The sequence below is a fragment of the Amorphus sp. 3PC139-8 genome (assembly GCF_040750475.1).
Classification (GTDB): Bacteria; Pseudomonadota; Alphaproteobacteria; order Rhizobiales; family Amorphaceae; genus Amorphus.
The window spans coordinates 1-16,885 of record NZ_JABJVY010000039.1; the positions used below are offsets into that span (position 1 = coordinate 1).

Sequence of the window (16,885 nt, forward strand, 5' to 3'; positions counted from 1 at the left end):
CGCACGAAGCGGGAATCCTCGATCAGCCCGGTCTTCAGGCTGGCGTGGATCTCGCCCGACAGCGCGTCGAACGCCGCAGGCGCGGCCGCCTCATTCAACACCACCACTGCATCGTAGAGCGGATTTCCGTACGTCAGGCCATCAAGTGCCGATGCCGTTGCTCCCTGGTTCGGAGTCTGAGCAACCGACGTGAAGCGGATGTCATTGCGCCGTAACGTCAGATTGACGGAGTTGGCAGTGTACCCAAGCAGCGGATCGAGGAAGGTAAACGAGCTGGAGACGCCGTCGAAGGTGCCGCTGACGCCGCCGTCGGCCGTCAGGATGGTGTACTCCGACTCCGGCGCATAGGCGCCGTCGAAGCCGATGTGCAGCACGTCGCCGGCGAGCGTCGCAATGCCGGTGGCGTGGATCAGGTCGGCCGAGGTGCCGCCCGGCTCGGTCTCCACCTCGTAGGTGGACCCGGCCATGAAGGTCAGGTCGCCCGCGACGTTGACCGTTCCGATCGAGTTGCCCGGCGCGATCGTACCGCCCGACTGCACCGTGGTCGCTCCCACCGTGCCGTTGCCGGCAAGCCGGCCGCCATTGCCTAGAAGCAGGGTGCCGCCCACGGTATTGTCGCCGAGCGTCAGGGTGAAGTCCCGCACCGTCGTCTCGCCCTGGTAGCCGGAATTGTCGCCCGTCAGCGTCACCAGGCCGCCGCCGGTATAGAGCACGTCGCCGGTGCCGGTGATCGCGCCGCCATAGGCCCCGTCGAAGCCCTGGTCGAAGACCAGCGAGGTGCCGGCGTCGACCATCGCGTCGCCCGTAAAGAGTTCCGTGGTGGAGATCACCGAGCCGTCCAGGATCGACCAGTCGAGCGAGCTCGTGCCGGTCAGCGTCAGCGCGCCGGCACCCGACTTCACCATCTGGCCGTCGGAGCCGGAAAGCCCGCCGATGGCGCCGGCGAAGGTGCCGTCAGAGGCTTGCGCGAACTCCACCGTGCCGGCATTGGCGATGTCGCCCTGGATCGAGCCGGTGTCGCCGATCAGCCGGCCGGCGGCCACCTGGGTCCCGCCGGTGTAGCTGTTGGTGCCGGTGAGCACCAACGTGCCCGCACCGGACTTCATCAGCGCACCCGAGCCGGAGACGGTGCCGGAGAGGCCAAGCGTGGTGCCGGACGCGACGTCGAACCCGCCGGTCGATCCCGTCAGGTTCACCGCGCGCGCCATGTCGAAGCTCGCCGTCGTCGAAAGCGTGCCGCCGGAAAGCTCCAGCCGGTTGAAGGTGCTGCCGAACGGAGCATCGGCCGCCACCTGCAGCGTCCCCGCCGCGATCTCCGTTCTGCCGGTGTAGGTGTTGGCGCCACTTAGAACCAGCGTCCCATCGCCGCTCATGATCAGCGCGCCGAGCCCGTCGATCGCGCTGGAGACGGTCAAGGTCGTACCCGCCGCCGGCGCGAGCGCGCCAGCCCCTCGCAGGATACTCACGTCCCGTTGCAGATCGATCGTCTCGGTCGTCGCGAGCGTCCCGCCGCCGGCGACCGTGACCAGGGAGCCCTTACCAAGCGCCTCCTCGGCCGCCACCTGGAGCGTCCCGCCGCTGATCAGGGTGTTGCCGGTGTAGGTGTTCGCCCCCGTCAGAACGAGGGTGCCGGAGCCCGTCTTGTTGAAGATGTTCCCCGTTCCGTCCTCGATCGTAGAGGCGATCGTCGCCGTCACACCGCCGTCGACATTGACCGTCCCGTTCGCGCCCTCCGCCGGCGACAGCCCCAGCGTCCCGCCCGTCAGCTCGTAGCCGTCGGTCTTGAACTGCAGCGTGTCGAACGTCTGCGTCCCCTCGACGGTCACTGTGCCGGCGGCCCCCATGAACACGCCGACCGAGCTTCCCCAGATGGTGTTTTCGCTTCCGTTGCTGTCCGTCCAGTTGGTGTTGCTGTCGTTCCAGACCCCGTCACCGCCGGTGACCGTGCCGGAGCCAGCCATCTGAGTGCCGTCCCAGAAGCCCATTTCATGGGCCGCCGACTTTACTGTGATATTGACTTGACCCGTAGTCGCCGTGTCGAGCGAACTCTTCAGTTCGCCTGGGGCAGACACTTTGATCGTGTCGAAATCGCCCGAAAGAGACCCATTATAGTCAAATAGATAGTAATAGCCCGCAGACCCCACGGTGGCATCCAGTGTTCCACCTAGAGTAAGATTACCATCAACAGAAACGAAATCGTTGGTGTCTCCGGCCGAAACGTCCGGTGTGTTGAACTCAAACAAGCTCGTCGAGCCGGAGTTAAGAACCAAATTTCCCGCGATCGTTAACGTTCCGGGACTTGCGCCGGGCGACAAAGTCCCGTCGACTGTAACATTGCCCTTGAGCGTACCGGTGCCGCCCAGCGTGCCGTCCGTATCGACGCTCACGCTTGACGTATCACTTCCTAGAGCACCATTTACCAGAAGCGTTCCACCTTCGACGCTGATCGAATCGACGGTTGCGGTGCTATAGCCGGTTAGCGTTGTCTGACCGGCCAATTGCCGAACCTTCACCGATTTCGCCGCATCGCCACCCGTCAGTCTCGACGAGAGCGTGAATTCGCCAGTGTGATTGAACACAAAGAGGCCGTCGCCCTGACCCACATCGATTGCGCTCGCACTCAAGTTCCCTGGAGCAGCCGGCCCCTCACCCGCTCCGGCTCCAATATTGAGCGTTCCACTCGCCTTTTCACCCCACGCGAGCCGAAAAGTCCTTGCGGAGAAAGTGGCTCCGTCCGCGATCGTCAGCGTGCCGGCTCCTCCCGACCCAACCCACACGCGATCATTCGTCCACCTCGACGTCGCTCCCGTTATCGTCGCGGTTCCCGTCGCGCCCGCATCAAATCCGAGGGACAGACCATTTCCGCTCGTCTCGACAACCCCTCCGCCGGAAATCGTGAGGTTTCCAGTGCCGCTGTTTCCAAGATAAAGGCCGCCCGTACTCCAACTCGACTGGTCGCCATCCACCGTCACGTTTCCTGTGACGTTCGAGTTCGAACCAACAGCGTTGTTCGACGGCGCAGTAATTGAGCCGCCACCCTCGATCGTCAGCGTCGCGTCGCCCGACCCCCCGACCGTGAAGGCATATGGGACCCCATTAAACGTGCAGCTCTCCCCCGAGCCCACGGTCTGCGTCGTATTGTTCAATGTGTTGGAGATCGGACACGAGTCCGCATTTGCCGGCGCGGCAAAGCCAACAAGGCTCACTCCACCGGCCAGGACCGCAAGGGTCGCCGCACTTGCGGCAAGGCTCGCGGGCGCGACCCGACCCAGAAATCTGGAACGCCGGCCAGCCCAGGACTCGGGCTGCGTTTCAGAAACACCGCCGCCTAGTCCGAGCGCGCTCCAATGTCCCTCGCGCGCAAGCGCGAGCCGCGAAATCCGTCCACTCATGAGCCCCAACCCCAAGCTTTGCCCGCCGATGCCGGATCCTATCGCCCGCATATCCGACGGATTTGATCACCCTTTTCCCAAAGGGGACTTGATTGTCTCCATAGGCGCAAAGCAACCCCAAAAAATCAGGGATTGACGGCTGAGCACCACACATACGCTTAAGCTGCGAATTGGCGTGATCGATCTGCAACACCAAAGTGGGGATCGATGGAAGGAGGCGAGCGCCACACCAGAGCTCCCCTTTTTACCCCACGCGCCCCCTTCGGAGAGCCGTCAGAAGCGACGAGTTGATCGGCGGCCAACAGCGTGAGCTTCGCCCTATTCCGGGACGAGCAAGGCCGCGCAGGCTCGGGCGTTGGCGATCCGGACGTCGCGCGCCCGGTCGGTTTTTAGGAGCGCGTCGCCGAGCATATAGGCCTGAGCGATCGCCACCCGGCGGCCGAGTTCCGCCTCGTCGAGTTCAAGCGTCGTCAGCAGTTCGCGAAAGAACTCCGCCCGCAGCGTATCCACGGCTTTGACCGTTGCCGCGGCAAGCGGGTCGCGCAGCGCCCAGGAACGGATGGCGAGCTCGATATCCGCACCGCGCTTGTCCGGGCGCGAGCGCGCCGGCAGCGCCAGAAGCCACTCCAACCGTTCGCGCGCCGTCGCGCCCTCCGAGCGCACCCAGCCGGTAATCTGGATCGTCGCCCACTCCGTCCAGTGATCGAGAATGCGCTCCAAAAGCTCCTGGCGGTTGCGAAAATGCCAATAGAAGCTGCCTTTGGTCACCTTCAGCTCGCGCGCCAACACCTCGACGCGCACATCGTCGACATTGCCGTTGGCAAGCACGCGAAGGCCGGCATCCACCCAGTCCTGAGCGGCCAGCCGCGCCGCGGGCGCGGTCTCGCTAGGCGTGTTGGAGGCTCCAGCCGGCGTCATCGGTCAATCTCATGGTTTCCACCCCTGATTGTTATCGGCGACCATACGGCACCGTATTGACAGGAAGCAGCTTCTCGTAGAACCTGAAAAAAAACAATGACAGATCGGCGCGGACGCCGGCGAAAGTCCAAACGGGCGATCGCAAGCGCCAAAAGGCTGAGCTAAAATCAACGAATGATGGGACGCGCATCCGCGCAGACAGGTCCCGCATCGGGAGGAAAAATATGTATCTTCGCTTCGCAGCCGCGGGGCTCGCTGCCCTTGCGTTCACCGTTCCCGCCTCCGCCGAGATCAACGTTTGCGTGACCGTGTCGGCGACCGGCCCGGCCGCGTCGCTCGGCGTGCCGGAGAGCAACTCCGTCCCGCTGCTTCCCAAAGAGATCGACGGCGAAAGCGTCAACTACGTCGTGTTCGACGATGCCACCGATCCGACGGCGGCGGTGAAGAATGTGCGCAAGTGCATCGAGGAAGAAAACGCCGACGTGATCATCGGCTCGTCGGCGACGCCGGCATCCATGGCGCTTGCCGGCATCGCGGCGGAAACCAGCACGCCGGTGATCCCGCTCTCGCCGATCAAGCTGGAAGGCGACGGCGGCCATTGGGCCTTCCCGATGCCGCAGCCGAACGCCCAGATGGCAAGCGCCCTGGTCGAGCACATGAAGCAGAACGGCGTGAAGACGCTCGGCTTCCTGGGGTATTCCGACGCCTTCGGCGAGCAGTTTTTGAACGCGATGAAGGAGCAGCTCGACGGCACCGACATCGAGCTCGGCCCGGTGGAGCGCTTCGCCCGAACCGACACCAGCGTGACCGGTCAGGTCCTCAAGCTGGTCGCCGCCAACCCGGATGCGATCTTCGTCGTCGCCTCCGGCACCCCGGCCGCGCTGCCGAACCTCGCGCTCGCCGAGCGAGGCTACAAGGGGCAGATCTACCAGAGCCACGGCGCGGCGAGTAAGGACTATCTGCGCGTTGCCGGCGATGCGGCGGAAGGCACGATCCTGCCGGTGGGCCCGGTGGTCGTGGCCAATCAGCTTCCCGAGGATCACCCCTCCAAGGCGCTGGGCGAGCAATACACCAAAGACTACGAGGCGGCGAACGGCGAAGGCTCGCTGTCGTCCTTCGGCGGCCACATGTTCGATGCGGGCCAGGTGATCGCGGCGGCGGCCGATGAGGCGCTCGCCTCCGGCGCCAAGCCGGGCACACCGGAATTCCGCGCCGCCCTGCGCGATGCGCTCGCCAACCTGCACGAGGTCGTCGGCGTCCACGGCGTGTTCAACACGACCGACGAGAACCACTACGGCCACGATGAGCGCAGCCGCGTGCTGGTGGTCGTCAAGGACGGCGACTGGGCGTACCTCCAGTAAGGACCGCCAGAGATGACCGTCTCTTCTGCCAGGATCGAGGCTCGACGGGCGCTGTTCGCCGAGCCGATGGTCGAGATCGAGCGGCGCGCCGATGGCGTTGCCGTTGTCCGCTCGCCGATCATGCTGCCCGAGCCGCCCCGCTGTGTCGGCGAATGGCTGGTCGGCTGGGCCGCTCGCGATCCCGATCGCGTGTTCCTGGCGGAGCGGCCGGCGTCCGACGCGCCGTGGCGCACACTCAGCTACGGCGCGGCCCACGACCGCGTTGTAAGGGTCGCAAGCTGGCTCCTCGGCCATGACCTGTCGCCGGAGCGGCCGATCGCAATCCTCAGCGAGAATGCGATCGATCACGCCGTGCTGGCGCTTGCCGCCCTGCAGATCGGCGTCCCGGTGGCGACCATCTCCACCGCCTACTCGCTGATGTCGGAAGACCATCAGAAGCTGAAGGACATGATCGGGCTGTTGCAGCCCGGAGTGGTCTACGTCTCCGACGCCGGCGCCTATACCAAAGCCCTTGCCGCCATCGCCAACCGCACCGACGCGACAGTGGTGGCCAGCGCGGGCCTTGACGCCGCAGCTCCCGGCACGATCGCCTTCGACGCGCTTCTTACCACCAAGGACGAGACCGCCGTCGCGCGGGCGTTTGCGGCGACGGGCCCCGATACCATCGCCCGCTTCCTGTTCACCTCCGGCTCGACCGGCGTGCCCAAGGCGGTGATCAACACCCAGCGCATGCTGACGGCAAGTCAGGAGGCCAAAGCGCTCACCTGGCCGTTCCTGGACGAGACCCCGCCGGTGATCGTCGACTGGCTGCCCTGGAGCCACACCTTCGGCGGCAACCACAACTTCAACATGGTGCTCCGGAACGGCGGCTCGCTCTATATCGACCGCGGCAAGCCGATGCCGGGTGCGTTCGACACCACCGCTGAAAACATCAAGGATGTCGGCCCGACCATCTGCTTCAACGTTCCGCGCGGCTACGACATGCTCGTCACCGCCATGCGCGAGGACGACGAGCTGAGGACGCGCTTCTTCCAGTCCGTGCAGATCATCTTCTATGCGGCCGCCGCACTGCCGCAAAATCTCTGGCATGCTCTGGAGGAGCTCTCGGTCCAGACCGTCGGCCACGTCACGCCGATGGTCGGCTCCTGGGGCACGACGGAAACCGCGCCGCTTGCCACCGATTGCCACTTCCAGGCCGAGCGCTCGGGTAATATCGGCATTCCCGTGCCCGGCGTGGAGCTGAAGCTTCTGCCGAGCGCCGGCAAGCTGGAGATCCGCGTCCGAGGCCCCAACGTCACGCCCGGCTATTGGAAGCATCCCGAGCTGACAGGCAAGGCGTTCGACGAGGAAGGCTTCTACCTCACCGGTGACGCGGTGAAATTCGCCGACGACGCACGGCCGGAAGCCGGCCTGTTCTTCGACGGGCGCATCACCGAGGACTTCAAGCTCTCCTCCGGCACCTGGGTCTCGGTAGGGGACCTGCGCGTACACGGCATCGCCGCGCTCGACCCGATCGCCCAGGACATCGTCGTTACCGGCCACGACCGCGATTCCGTCGGCTTTCTGATCTTCCCGAACCTGACCGCCTGCCGCCGGATCGCCGGGCTCGATGCCGATGTGCCGATCGAAACCGTGATTTCGCATCCGGCGGTGCGCACCCATGTCGCCGACGGGCTCGCCTCCATGAAAGAGCACGGCGGCGGCAGCTCGCGCTATGCCAGCCGGGCGCGGCTGCTGGACCATCCCCCCCTGGTCGACGCCGGCGAGATCACCGACAAAGGCTACATCAACCAGCGTGCGGTCCTGTCACGCCGTGTCGACGACGTCGAGAAACTCTACGGCGCCGATCCCGACGCCTTCATCCCGATCGGAAAGTAGGAGAGGTGCGAGCCCCCTTCGAGTCCGACAGTGCCGGACCGGCTCGAGCGCATCGGCCCGGCAGACGCGCCGCCCTACCGGCCTGTCCCACCCGCCCCGGTTTTCCCTTTGATTGATTTGGCTTAAGCGAGCGACCCGACGTGGACGGCACCATTGCCCTGTTTCTGATCCAGGACGGCCTGACCAACGGCGCGATCTACGCGCTGATGGCTGTGGCGCTGGTGCTGGTCTTCGCGGTGACCCGGGTGATCCTGATCCCCCAGGGCGAGTTCGTCACCTTTGGAGGTCTCTCGCTTGCGGCGCTGGAGATGGGCCGCGTTCCCGGATCCGTCTGGGTGCTGGTCGCTCTTGCCGCTGGCGCGATGGTGATGGAGCTGATCTCCGCGCGCTACGACCTTTCGGTGCGTCGGGTCGGCGGCATTCTGGCGCGGACCGTGCTGCCGGCGGGCGTAATCGCGGCGGCCGTCGTCCTGCTCGCGCCGCTGCAGCTCGGCCCGGCGGTCAGTATCCTCCTGAGTGCGGCGCTGGTCATTCCGATGGGGCCGTACCTTTACCGGATCGCCTTCCAGCCGCTGGCGCGGGCCTCCGTGCTGGTGCTTCTGATAGCCGCCGTCGGCGCCCATCTGGCGTTAACCGGGCTGGGGCTGGTGTTCTTCGGCGCCGAAGGCTATCGCACTGCGCCGCTGATCGATGCCTCGGTGGGGATAGGGCCCTTGTTCGTCTCCGCCCAGGCGCTTCTGGTGCTGGCCGCGACCGTCGCGCTTCTGGTGCTCTTGTCCCTGTTCTTCAGCCGCACGCTGACCGGCAAGGCGCTTCGCGCCTCCGCGATCAACCAGCGCGGCGCGCGCATCGTCGGGATTTCGACCTCGCTCTCCGGCCGGATCGCGTTCGCCATGGCCGCGGCGATCGGCGTGGTCTCCGCCGTCCTGATCGCACCGCTCACCACGCTCTACTACGATTCCGGTTTCCTGATCGGCCTGAAGGGCTTCGTGGCGGCGATCATCGGCGGCCTGTCGGCCTACGTGCCCGCCGTCGGCGCGGCGTTCGCACTCGGCATTCTGGAGTCCTTCTCCTCCTTTTGGGCGAGCGCCTTCAAAGAGGTGATCGTGTTCATGTCGATCCTGCCGATCCTGTTGTGGCGGTCGCTCAAGACCCCACCCCACGAGGACGAGGAGGAGTAAGTCCCGTGGCGCGCAAATGGATCGGCTTTACCGTCTTCGCCATCGTCATGCTTTTGGTGCCGCTGGTGCCGGGCATCCCCGACTATTGGGTGACGCTGCTGGCCTTCGTGGGCATTTCCAGCCTGGTCGCCCTCGGGCTGGTGCTGCTCACCGGCGTGGGCGGCATGACCTCGTTCGGCCAGGCGGCCTTCGTGGGCTTCGGCGCTTATGCCACCGCGCTTTTGACCACCAGCTACGGCTGGTCGCCCTGGCTTGCGCTGGGCGCTTCCATCGTGGTGACCGCCTTCGCCGCCCTGATCATCGGGCTGGTGACGGTGCGGCTCTCCGGCCACTTCCTGCCGCTCGGCACCATCGCCTGGGGCATCAGCTTCTTCTACCTGTTCGGCAACCTGAAGATCATCGGCGCCTATGACGGCATTCAGGGCGTTCCCCCGCTCTCTTTCTTCGGCACCGAGCTTCTGTCCGGGCGCGCCTCCTATCCGGTGATCTGGGTGGTGGTCCTGATCGCCATCGCGCTGACGCTCAACTTGCTCGATTCCCGCATGGGCCGGGCCATCCGGGCGCTTAGAAGCGGCGCGTCCGCAGCGGAATCCGTGGGCGTCAACGTCTGGATGGCGAAGCTCGCCGTGTTCGTCTACGCCGCCGTGCTCGCCGGTATCGCCGGCTGGCTTTACGCCCACTTCCAGCGCGCGGTCACGCCGGGCGCGTTCGGCCTCAATGTCGGCATCGAATATCTGCTGATGGCGGTGGTCGGCGGCGCCGGCCATATCTATGGCGCGATCCTGGGCGCCGGGATCGTCACCATCCTGAAAGACCAGCTCCAGGATTGGCTGCCGATCCTGTTCGGGCATGGCGGAAACTACGAAGGGATCGTCTTCGGCATCCTTCTGGTGGCGCTGCTGCAAGGCGCCCGCAGCGGCTTCTGGCCGATGATCGCCGGGCTGTTCCCCGCCTCCCCGCCACGGGCGATATCGGATGCCGAGCCACTTGCGCACGAACCCCGCGAAGTCAGCAATCCGCTGCTTGAGGTGCGTGACGCCCGCAAAACCTTCGGCGGTCTCGTCGCCGTCAACGATGTCTCGTTCAAGGTCGGCACCGGCGAGATCGTCGGCCTGATCGGCCCCAACGGCGCCGGCAAGAGCACCACCTTCAATCTGGTCACCGGCATCGCGCCGCTGACGGCCGGCGAGATCGTGTTCCGCGGCGAGGCAGTGACCGGCCTCTCACCCGCCCGGATCGCCCGGCGGCGGATTGCCCGCACCTTCCAGCACGTGAAGCTGTCGCCCTCCATGACCGTGCTCGACAATGTCGCGATCGGCGCGCACCTGCGCACGCGGGCCGGCTTCTTCGCCGGCATGCTCGCCCTGGACCGGACCGAAGAGCTGCGGATCTTCGCCGAAGCCGCCCGCCAGCTCGCCCGCGTCGGGCTGCAAGACCGGATGCACATCGCAGCCGGCGCGCTTTCGCTGGGCGAGCAGCGGCTGGCGGAGATTGCCCGGGCGCTCTGCCTCGACCCGGTCCTGCTTCTGCTCGACGAGCCGGCCGCAGGGCTGCGCCACAACGAGAAGCAGGCGCTTGCCACCTTGATCGAGAGCCTGCGCACGGACGGCATGAGCGTGCTTCTTGTAGAGCACGACATGGACTTCGTTATGCGGCTCACCAACCACATCGTCGTGCTCGATTTCGGCTCCAAGATCGCCGAAGGACCGCCCAGCGACGTCCGCGCCAACCCCGCCGTCGTCGAAGCCTATCTGGGGGCGGACCTATGACCGCACTCATCGAGGTGACCGAGCTGCGTGTTTCCTACGGCCAAGTCGAGGCGGTCCAGGGCGTGTCGCTCTCCGTGGCGCCCGGTACCATCGCTACCGTGATCGGCGCGAACGGCGCCGGCAAGACAACCCTTCTGGCCGCCGTCATGGGTCTTTTGCCGGCAAAGGGTTCCGTCCGATACGAAGGTCGGGATCTGTCCCGCGTCGCGGCGGAGGAGCGGGTCGGGCTCGGCATCTCCCTCGTGCCCGAGCAACGCGATCTGTTTGCCACCATGTCGGTGATGGAGAATCTGGAGCTCGGCGCGTTCCGACGCGGGCGGACCGAAATCCCGGAACGGCTGGAGGAGGTCTACGCGCTGTTTCCGCGGCTGGCCGAACGCCGGCGCCAGCAGGCCGGAACGCTGTCGGGCGGCGAGCGGCAAATGCTCGCCATGGGGCGCGCCTTGATGGCGCGGCCGCAGCTTCTGATGCTGGACGAGCCGAGCCTCGGGCTCGCGCCGCTGATCGTGCGCGACATTCTCGCAACCGTGGCCCGCCTGCGCGACAGCGGCGTCTCCATCCTGCTGGTGGAGCAAAATGCGCGCGCCGCCCTGCGCGTCGCCGACACGGCCTATGTGATGGAACTCGGCCAGATCACGCTGTCGGGCACGGCGAGCGAGATCGCCGCGAACCCGAAAGTCTCCGAGATCTATCTCGGCGGCGGGCAGTAAATCCAGGAAAAGTGGGAACCGGTCATGAAGGCGTTCATCCCCTATGGCGGCTATTGGTCGACCCCGTTTTCGCGCTGGAGCGGGCCGCTGGCCCACCTGCATGCAATCGAGTTCGCGGCCCATGTCACCAAGTCCGAGCTCGCCCGCCGCGACCTCTCCGCCAACCTGTTCGACTACGCCGCTTACGGGCTGACCGTACCGCAGAAGTCGTGTTTCTACGGCGTGCCGTGGTTCGCCGGCATGATCGGCGCCGACGCGCTCACCGGCCCGACCATCAACCAGGCTTGCGCCACTGGCGCGCGACTCTTCTCTGCCGCCGCCGGCGAGATCGCGACCGGTGGTGCCACCACCTGCCTGATCGTATCGGGCGACCGCTGCTCCAACGGCGCTCACATCTACTATCCGGCCCCGCATGGCCCCGGCGGTACGGGGGATTCGGAAAACTGGGTGCTCGATTCCTTCGCCAACGACCCCTGGGCCAAGTGCGCCATGGTGGCGACCGCGGAAAACGTCGCCGCGCGAGAGAGCGTCACGACGGAGGAGCAGCACGAGCTGGTGCTTCACCGCAGTGCCCAATATCAGGACGCGCTCGCCGATGACGCGGCCTTCCTGAAACGGTTCATGACGTTGCCGTTCGAGGTGCCGGACGCCCGCTTCCGCAAGACCCAGACGGTGCTTGAGGGCGACACCGGCATCCATCCGAGCACGGCCGAGGGTCTCGCCAAACTGAAACCGGTGATGCCCGGCGGCACGGTGACCTTCGGCGGTCAGACTCATCCCGCCGATGGTTCGGCGGCCGCGATCGTCGTCGACAGCGCGGGGCGGGCCTCCGAGCTTTCCGCCAATCCGGCGATCTCGATCGAGCTGGTCTCCTTCGGCCTCGCTCGGGTGGAAAAGGCGCACATGCCCGCCGCGCCGATCCCCGCGGCACGTCAGGCGCTGGAGCGCGCCGGCAAGACGATTTCCGACATGGCGGCGATCAAATCGCACAACCCGTTCGCGGTGAACGACATCGCGTTTGCCCGGGCGTTCGGAATCGACTGGCGAGCCATGAACAATTTCGGCTCATCGCTGATCTGGGGCCACCCTCAAGGCCCGACCGGCCTGCGGGCCATCATCGAGTTGATCGAAGAGCTCGCGATCAAGGGCGGCGGCTACGGCCTGTTCCAGGGCTGCGCGGCCGGCGACAGCTCCATGGCGGTGATCGTGAAGGTTGGGGACGCCTGAGGACGACGTCCCTTCTCCGCGGTGCACGGGCTCGCTTTGCTCGTGCCCGACCTCCCTGCCGATTTCCGCGAACTCAGCGCCACCGCGTCGCTGAAGCGCCATCAAACTCCTCGTGAACACGGGTTGAGCTGGCTGCAACAGGCGCCACGTTTAACGACGAAGGCCCCGTGCCGACCGTCGTTGTCCCTTGGTTCCGGAGATCGTCATGCGCCTCAGCCCCTTCGCCATCACGCTGATCGCTCTCACCGCCGCCGTGCCGGCTTTGGCCCAATCCCCGCGACCGCCGATCGACGCCGGTCCGCCGAATGCACCATCCCAGACACCGGCCTTCGAAGGCCAGACCCGGGCACCGCAACCGCCAAGCGATGCGAATGTCACGATGGAGACCGTCGCCAGTGGCCTGCCCCAGCTCTGGTCGCTGGAGTTCCTGCCGGATGAGCGCGCGCTGGTCACCGCCAAGCGGGGCGAGATGTATATCATCGACCGGCAAGGGCGGCAGGGCCCGGCGATTTCCGGCGTGCCGGAGGTCGATGCCCGTGGCCAGGGCGGGCTCCTCGACGTGGCGCTGGCCCCGGATTACGCCCAAAGCGGCGAGATCTTCTTCTCTTTCTCCGAGCCGCGCGGCGGCGAAAACGGCACCAGCGTTGCCGGCGCCCGGCTCGTGACGGACGATCGGGGCGGTGGCCGGCTCGACAACGTTCGCGTCATCTTTCGCCAGACACCGGCCTATGCCGGCACCAAGCATTATGGCTCGCGGCTGACCTTCGCGCCCGACGGTACCCTGTTCGTCACCGTCGGCGAACGCTCCGACGTGCCGATCCGCGACCAAGCCCAGAGCCTCGCCTCCGGCCTGGGCAAGGTGTTTCGCATCAATCCCGACGGCTCCATTCCCAATTCCAACCCGTTCGTCGGTCAGGGTGACGCCCAGGCTGCGATCTGGTCCTACGGCCACCGCAATCTGCAGTCGGCCACCTTGGACGGCCAGGGCCGGCTTTGGACCGTCGAGCACGGCCCGCGCGGCGGCGACGAGCTGAACCGACCTGAGGCCGGAAAGAATTATGGCTGGCCGATCATCACCTACGGCATCAACTACAACGGAACGCCGGTCGGCCAAGGCATCACCCAGAAGGCCGGCATGGAACAGCCGGTCTACTACTGGGACCCCGTGATCGCCCCCTCCGGCATGGCCTACTACGCGGATACCGCGATCCCGGAGTGGCGAGGCGCTTTCCTTGTCGGCGGACTGCAGAGCCGCGGCGTGGTGATCCTGCACATGGACGGCAATCGGGTGCGCTATGAGGAGCGGTTGCCGTTGCAGGCCCGCGTGCGCGACGTAAAGGTCGGCCCGGACGGCGCGGTCTATGCCATCGCCGAAGGCGGCGGCAGCGAGATCGTTCGGATTTCAGGCGGGCGATAAGGCAAAGCCTGAGAAAAACGGGGCCGGTTTCTTCGCCCGAGCTTTACGTCAACGAAACAGCATCACCGGGATCTTGCAGGAGCGCACCATCTCAGTGGTGGTCGAGCCGATGACCAGCGAGCGGATGCGCGAGTGGCCATAGGCCCCCATCACCAGTAGCCCGATCTTCTCGCGGCTGACGGTGTCGGCGATCACCGTTTCCGGCTGGCCGGCGGCAATCTCCGTCTCGACCGTATGGCCCGCGCCTTCCAGCACCGCGCGGGCATCCGCGATCCGGCGTTTCGCCTCCACCGTCTCCTGCCCGACCAGCAGCACCCGGCAGGTAAGCCCGGCAAAGAGCCGGCTGCGAGCGATGTGGTCGACGGCCTTCATCGCCGAAACTCCGCCGTCATAGGCGACCAACACCCTTTCGATCGGCTGGAATGCCCGCGAGGCCACGAACACCGGCTTATCGGAGGAGCGCACGATCCGCTCCAGGTTGGAGCCCAGATGCGCCTTGGCAAAGTCGGCCGCCTCGCCGCGCTTGCCTACGATCAAGAGATCGGCGTCCGCCTCACTCTCGGCGACCGTCTCCACGATGTCGCCAATCCGCAGCTTGGTGGTGACAGCGGCGACACCGGCCTTCTCCACGATCGCCTTGGCGTCTTCCAGGATCGCGCGGCCTCGCTTCTGGGCGAGCTTGGCGCGCTGCTCGTCGAGGGCAGAGAGCTCGTCCAGGAGCGCCGTCCGTGCGCCGAGCGCGATCGAGCCGGAGAAATCCTGCGGCGTCGCAGCCATATCGCGCCGGCCGAGCACATGCAGGATTTCCACCTCCGCGTCGGTGCGCCCGGCGATCCAGGCGGCGTGATCGCAGACGCTCTGCGCGTAGATCGAGCCGTCGACAAGCGCCACCAGCTTGGTCATCGCCTTCCCTCCTTTTCTTTGCGCAATTTCGGACGGAAAATCGGTTCCCACTTTTCCTGAAATTGCTCTTTCCCCTTCGCAAATCCGGACGGAAAACCGGTTCCCACTTTTCCTGGATTTGCTCTTTCCCCTTCGCAAATCCGGACGGAAAACCGGTTCCCACTTTTCCTGGATTTGCTCTTTCCCCTTCGCAAATCCGGACGGAAAACCGGTTCCCACTTTTCCTGGATTTGCTCTTTCCCCTTCGCAAATCCGGACGGAAAACCGGTTCCCACTTTTCCTGGATTTGCTTTAGTGCCCCAGAACGCTGTCCATTGCGCCGGGCTTGTCGTGGACGGCGAGCCGGTCGACAATCGTCTCGCTCGCCGCGTTCAGGCCGACGATTTCCACGTCCGCGCCTTCGCGGCGGAATTTCAGCACGATCATGTCCAACGCCGCCACGCTGGAAATATCCCAGATATGGGCGCGGCTGACATCGATGGTGACCTGCTCCAACGCCTCCTTGAAGTCGAAAGCGGCGGAAAACTGGTCCGCGGAGGCAAAAAACACCTGACCCTCAACCACATAGGTACGGTGCGTGCCGTCCTCCGACAGGCTGGACGTGACTCTCAAAAGCTGGGCGATTTTCCAGGCAAAGAAGATCCCCGACAAAAGCACCCCAACCAGCACGCCGATCGCCAGGTTGTGGGTCGCGACCACGCAGATCACGGTCGCCAGCATCACGATCGACGACGAGCGCGGATGGGTCCGAAGCTGCTTGATCGACGACCAGGAGAAGGTGCCGATCGAGACCATGATCATGACGGCGACCAGGGCGGCCATCGGGATCTGTTTCACCCACTCGCCCAGAACCACGATCAGGAACAGCAGGAACACGCCGGCTACGAAGGTGGACAGCCGCCCGCGGCCGCCGGACTTCACGTTGATCATCGACTGACCGATCATGGCGCAACCGGCCATGCCGCCGATGAAGCCGGTGAAGAAGTTCGCCACACCCTGGCCGATGCATTCCCGGTTCTTGTCGCTCGGCGTGTCGGTGAGCTCGTCGACGATCGCCGCTGTCATCAAGGATTCCAGCAGGCCGACGGCCGCGATCGCGGCCGAGTAAGGCAAAATGATCAGCAGCGTCTCAAGGGTAAACGGCACGTCCGGCAGCAGGAACACCGGCAACGTGGAAGGCAATTCGCCCATGTCGCCGACGGTCCTCAGATCGAAGCCGAACCCGATCGAGACCGCCGTCAGCACCAGGATGCAGATGAGCGGCGACGGGATCGCCGTGGTGATGCGCGGAAACAGATAGATGATGGCGAGCCCCGCTGCGACCATCACGTAGGTCAGCGCCGGAACGCCAATCAGCTCGGGAAGCTGCGCCATGAAGATCAGGATGGCGAGCGCGTTGACGAAGCCCGTCATCACCGAGCGCGAAACGAACCGCATCAGGCTGCCGAGCCGCAAATAGCCAGCGCCCATCTGCAGCATGCCGGCCAGAACGGTCGCCGCCAGCAGATATTCCAGCCCGTGGTCGCGCACCAGCGTGACCATCAAGACGGCGGTCGCCGCGGTCGCAGCGGAGATCATGCCCGGCCGGCCGCCGGCGAACGCCGTCACCACCGCGATCGAAAACGAGGCGTACAGCCCGACGCGCGGATCGACACCGGCGATGATGGAAAAGGCGATCGCCTCGGGGATCAGCGCCAACGCCACCACCAGACCGGCCAGGATGTCGCCGCGGACGTTTCCGAACCATTGGCTGCGATAGGCGTAGAGTGAAGGCATGCGCGATCCAGGCGAAGACGGGCCGCTTTCGCCGTAAGCGCTCAAGCGTTTCCAGGCGAAGTGGAAACCGGTTCGCCGCCCGGAAACGCGTCAAAAACCAACCTTGACGCGGTCCGAGACCATACGTGGGGCGAACGTTTCGCGCGCTCGGGACTACGGCCGAAAATCAGCTAAGGAAGAAAACGCGGCGCGGCCGGAGCCCGGGCGCCGCTGCGAGCGCCATGGTTTACGGAAAACCATGTTGCATTGCAACATCGGCCAGCGAGCAACCTGGTGAGCGCCTCTCTTCGTCCTTCAAAGAGCTTGATAAGCGCTCACGCCAGCTCACTTTGCTCGCCGCCCCCGGGGCGGCC

The 16,885-nt window shown here is 65.6% G+C and carries 11 protein-coding genes and 1 pseudogene; 7 read left to right on the top strand and 5 right to left on the bottom strand.

Annotation, left to right across the window (positions count from 1 at the left end; all coding sequences use genetic code 11):
* The 3 genes and pseudogenes from HNS03_RS23660 to HNS03_RS23670 form a co-directional block, all read right to left on the bottom strand.
* Positions 1–2,387, bottom strand: a 2,387-nt coding sequence (locus tag HNS03_RS23660) for an autotransporter-associated beta strand repeat-containing protein (RefSeq protein ID WP_367198537.1), incomplete at its 3' end; no start/stop codon positions are given.
* 342 nt (positions 2,388–2,729) lie between these two features.
* Positions 2,730–3,443: pseudogene (locus HNS03_RS23665) on the bottom strand (hypothetical protein); the annotation flags it as partial.
* 267 nt (positions 3,444–3,710) lie between these two features.
* Positions 3,711–4,310: a TetR/AcrR family transcriptional regulator gene (locus HNS03_RS23670; protein ID WP_367198512.1), complete on the bottom strand. Its 600-nt coding sequence runs from the start codon at positions 4,308–4,310 to the stop codon at positions 3,711–3,713.
* 224 nt (positions 4,311–4,534) lie between these two features.
* Here HNS03_RS23670 and HNS03_RS23675 point away from each other — a divergent pair, with 224 nt between their 5' ends.
* The 7 genes from HNS03_RS23675 (at position 4,535) to HNS03_RS23705 (ending at position 13,853) form a co-directional block, all read left to right on the top strand.
* The gene (locus tag HNS03_RS23675; protein WP_367198513.1) at positions 4,535–5,671 is read left to right on the top strand and encodes an ABC transporter substrate-binding protein; all 1,137 of its coding nucleotides are present in this window, start codon (positions 4,535–4,537) and stop codon (positions 5,669–5,671) included.
* Between the two features lie 12 nt (positions 5,672–5,683).
* Positions 5,684–7,549: a feruloyl-CoA synthase gene (locus tag HNS03_RS23680; protein WP_367198514.1), complete on the top strand. Its 1,866-nt coding sequence runs from the start codon at positions 5,684–5,686 to the stop codon at positions 7,547–7,549.
* Between the two features lie 140 nt (positions 7,550–7,689).
* Positions 7,690–8,730, top strand: a complete 1,041-nt coding sequence (locus HNS03_RS23685; protein WP_367198515.1) for a branched-chain amino acid ABC transporter permease — start codon at positions 7,690–7,692, stop codon at positions 8,728–8,730.
* 5 nt (positions 8,731–8,735) lie between these two features.
* Positions 8,736–10,499: an ATP-binding cassette domain-containing protein gene (locus tag HNS03_RS23690; protein WP_367198516.1), complete on the top strand. Its 1,764-nt coding sequence runs from the start codon at positions 8,736–8,738 to the stop codon at positions 10,497–10,499.
* Positions 10,496–11,209: an ABC transporter ATP-binding protein gene (locus tag HNS03_RS23695; protein ID WP_367198517.1), complete on the top strand. Its 714-nt coding sequence runs from the start codon at positions 10,496–10,498 to the stop codon at positions 11,207–11,209. Before HNS03_RS23690 ends, HNS03_RS23695 begins: the two co-directional genes overlap by 4 nt.
* Positions 11,210–11,233: 24 nt before the next feature.
* Complete coding sequence (locus HNS03_RS23700; RefSeq protein ID WP_367198518.1) at positions 11,234–12,436, top strand: thiolase family protein; 1,203 nt, start codon at positions 11,234–11,236, stop codon at positions 12,434–12,436.
* Positions 12,437–12,641: 205 nt separating this feature from the next.
* Positions 12,642–13,853 carry a PQQ-dependent sugar dehydrogenase gene (locus tag HNS03_RS23705; RefSeq protein WP_367198519.1) on the top strand — a complete coding sequence of 404 codons (1,212 nt, stop codon included), beginning with the start codon at positions 12,642–12,644 and terminating at the stop codon, positions 13,851–13,853.
* Between the two features lie 48 nt (positions 13,854–13,901).
* On the opposite strand, the gene HNS03_RS23710 is transcribed toward HNS03_RS23705, so the two are convergent.
* Entirely contained in the window at positions 13,902–14,756 is an 855-nt protein-coding gene (locus HNS03_RS23710) for a universal stress protein (protein ID WP_367198520.1), read from the bottom strand.
* A 291-nt stretch (positions 14,757–15,047) separates the two neighbouring features.
* Positions 15,048–16,532, bottom strand: a complete 1,485-nt coding sequence (locus HNS03_RS23715; protein ID WP_367198521.1) for a SulP family inorganic anion transporter — start codon at positions 16,530–16,532, stop codon at positions 15,048–15,050.
* Positions 16,533–16,885 lie beyond the last annotated feature (353 nt).

What these genes read in the sequence shown, in the direction of transcription:
- HNS03_RS23705 (WP_367198519.1), top strand. Translation starts at nt 12,642, where the DNA reads ATGCGCCTCAGCCCCTTCGCCATCACGCTGATCGCTCTCACCGCCGCC.
- HNS03_RS23710 (WP_367198520.1), bottom strand. Translation starts at nt 14,756, where the DNA reads ATGACCAAGCTGGTGGCGCTTGTCGACGGCTCGATCTACGCGCAGAGC.
- HNS03_RS23680 (WP_367198514.1), top strand. Translation starts at nt 5,684, where the DNA reads ATGACCGTCTCTTCTGCCAGGATCGAGGCTCGACGGGCGCTGTTCGCC.
- HNS03_RS23715 (WP_367198521.1), bottom strand. Translation starts at nt 16,532, where the DNA reads ATGCCTTCACTCTACGCCTATCGCAGCCAATGGTTCGGAAACGTCCGC.
- HNS03_RS23700 (WP_367198518.1), top strand. Translation starts at nt 11,234, where the DNA reads ATGAAGGCGTTCATCCCCTATGGCGGCTATTGGTCGACCCCGTTTTCG.
- HNS03_RS23670 (WP_367198512.1), bottom strand. Translation starts at nt 4,310, where the DNA reads ATGACGCCGGCTGGAGCCTCCAACACGCCTAGCGAGACCGCGCCCGCG.
- HNS03_RS23695 (WP_367198517.1), top strand. Translation starts at nt 10,496, where the DNA reads ATGACCGCACTCATCGAGGTGACCGAGCTGCGTGTTTCCTACGGCCAA.
- HNS03_RS23675 (WP_367198513.1), top strand. Translation starts at nt 4,535, where the DNA reads ATGTATCTTCGCTTCGCAGCCGCGGGGCTCGCTGCCCTTGCGTTCACC.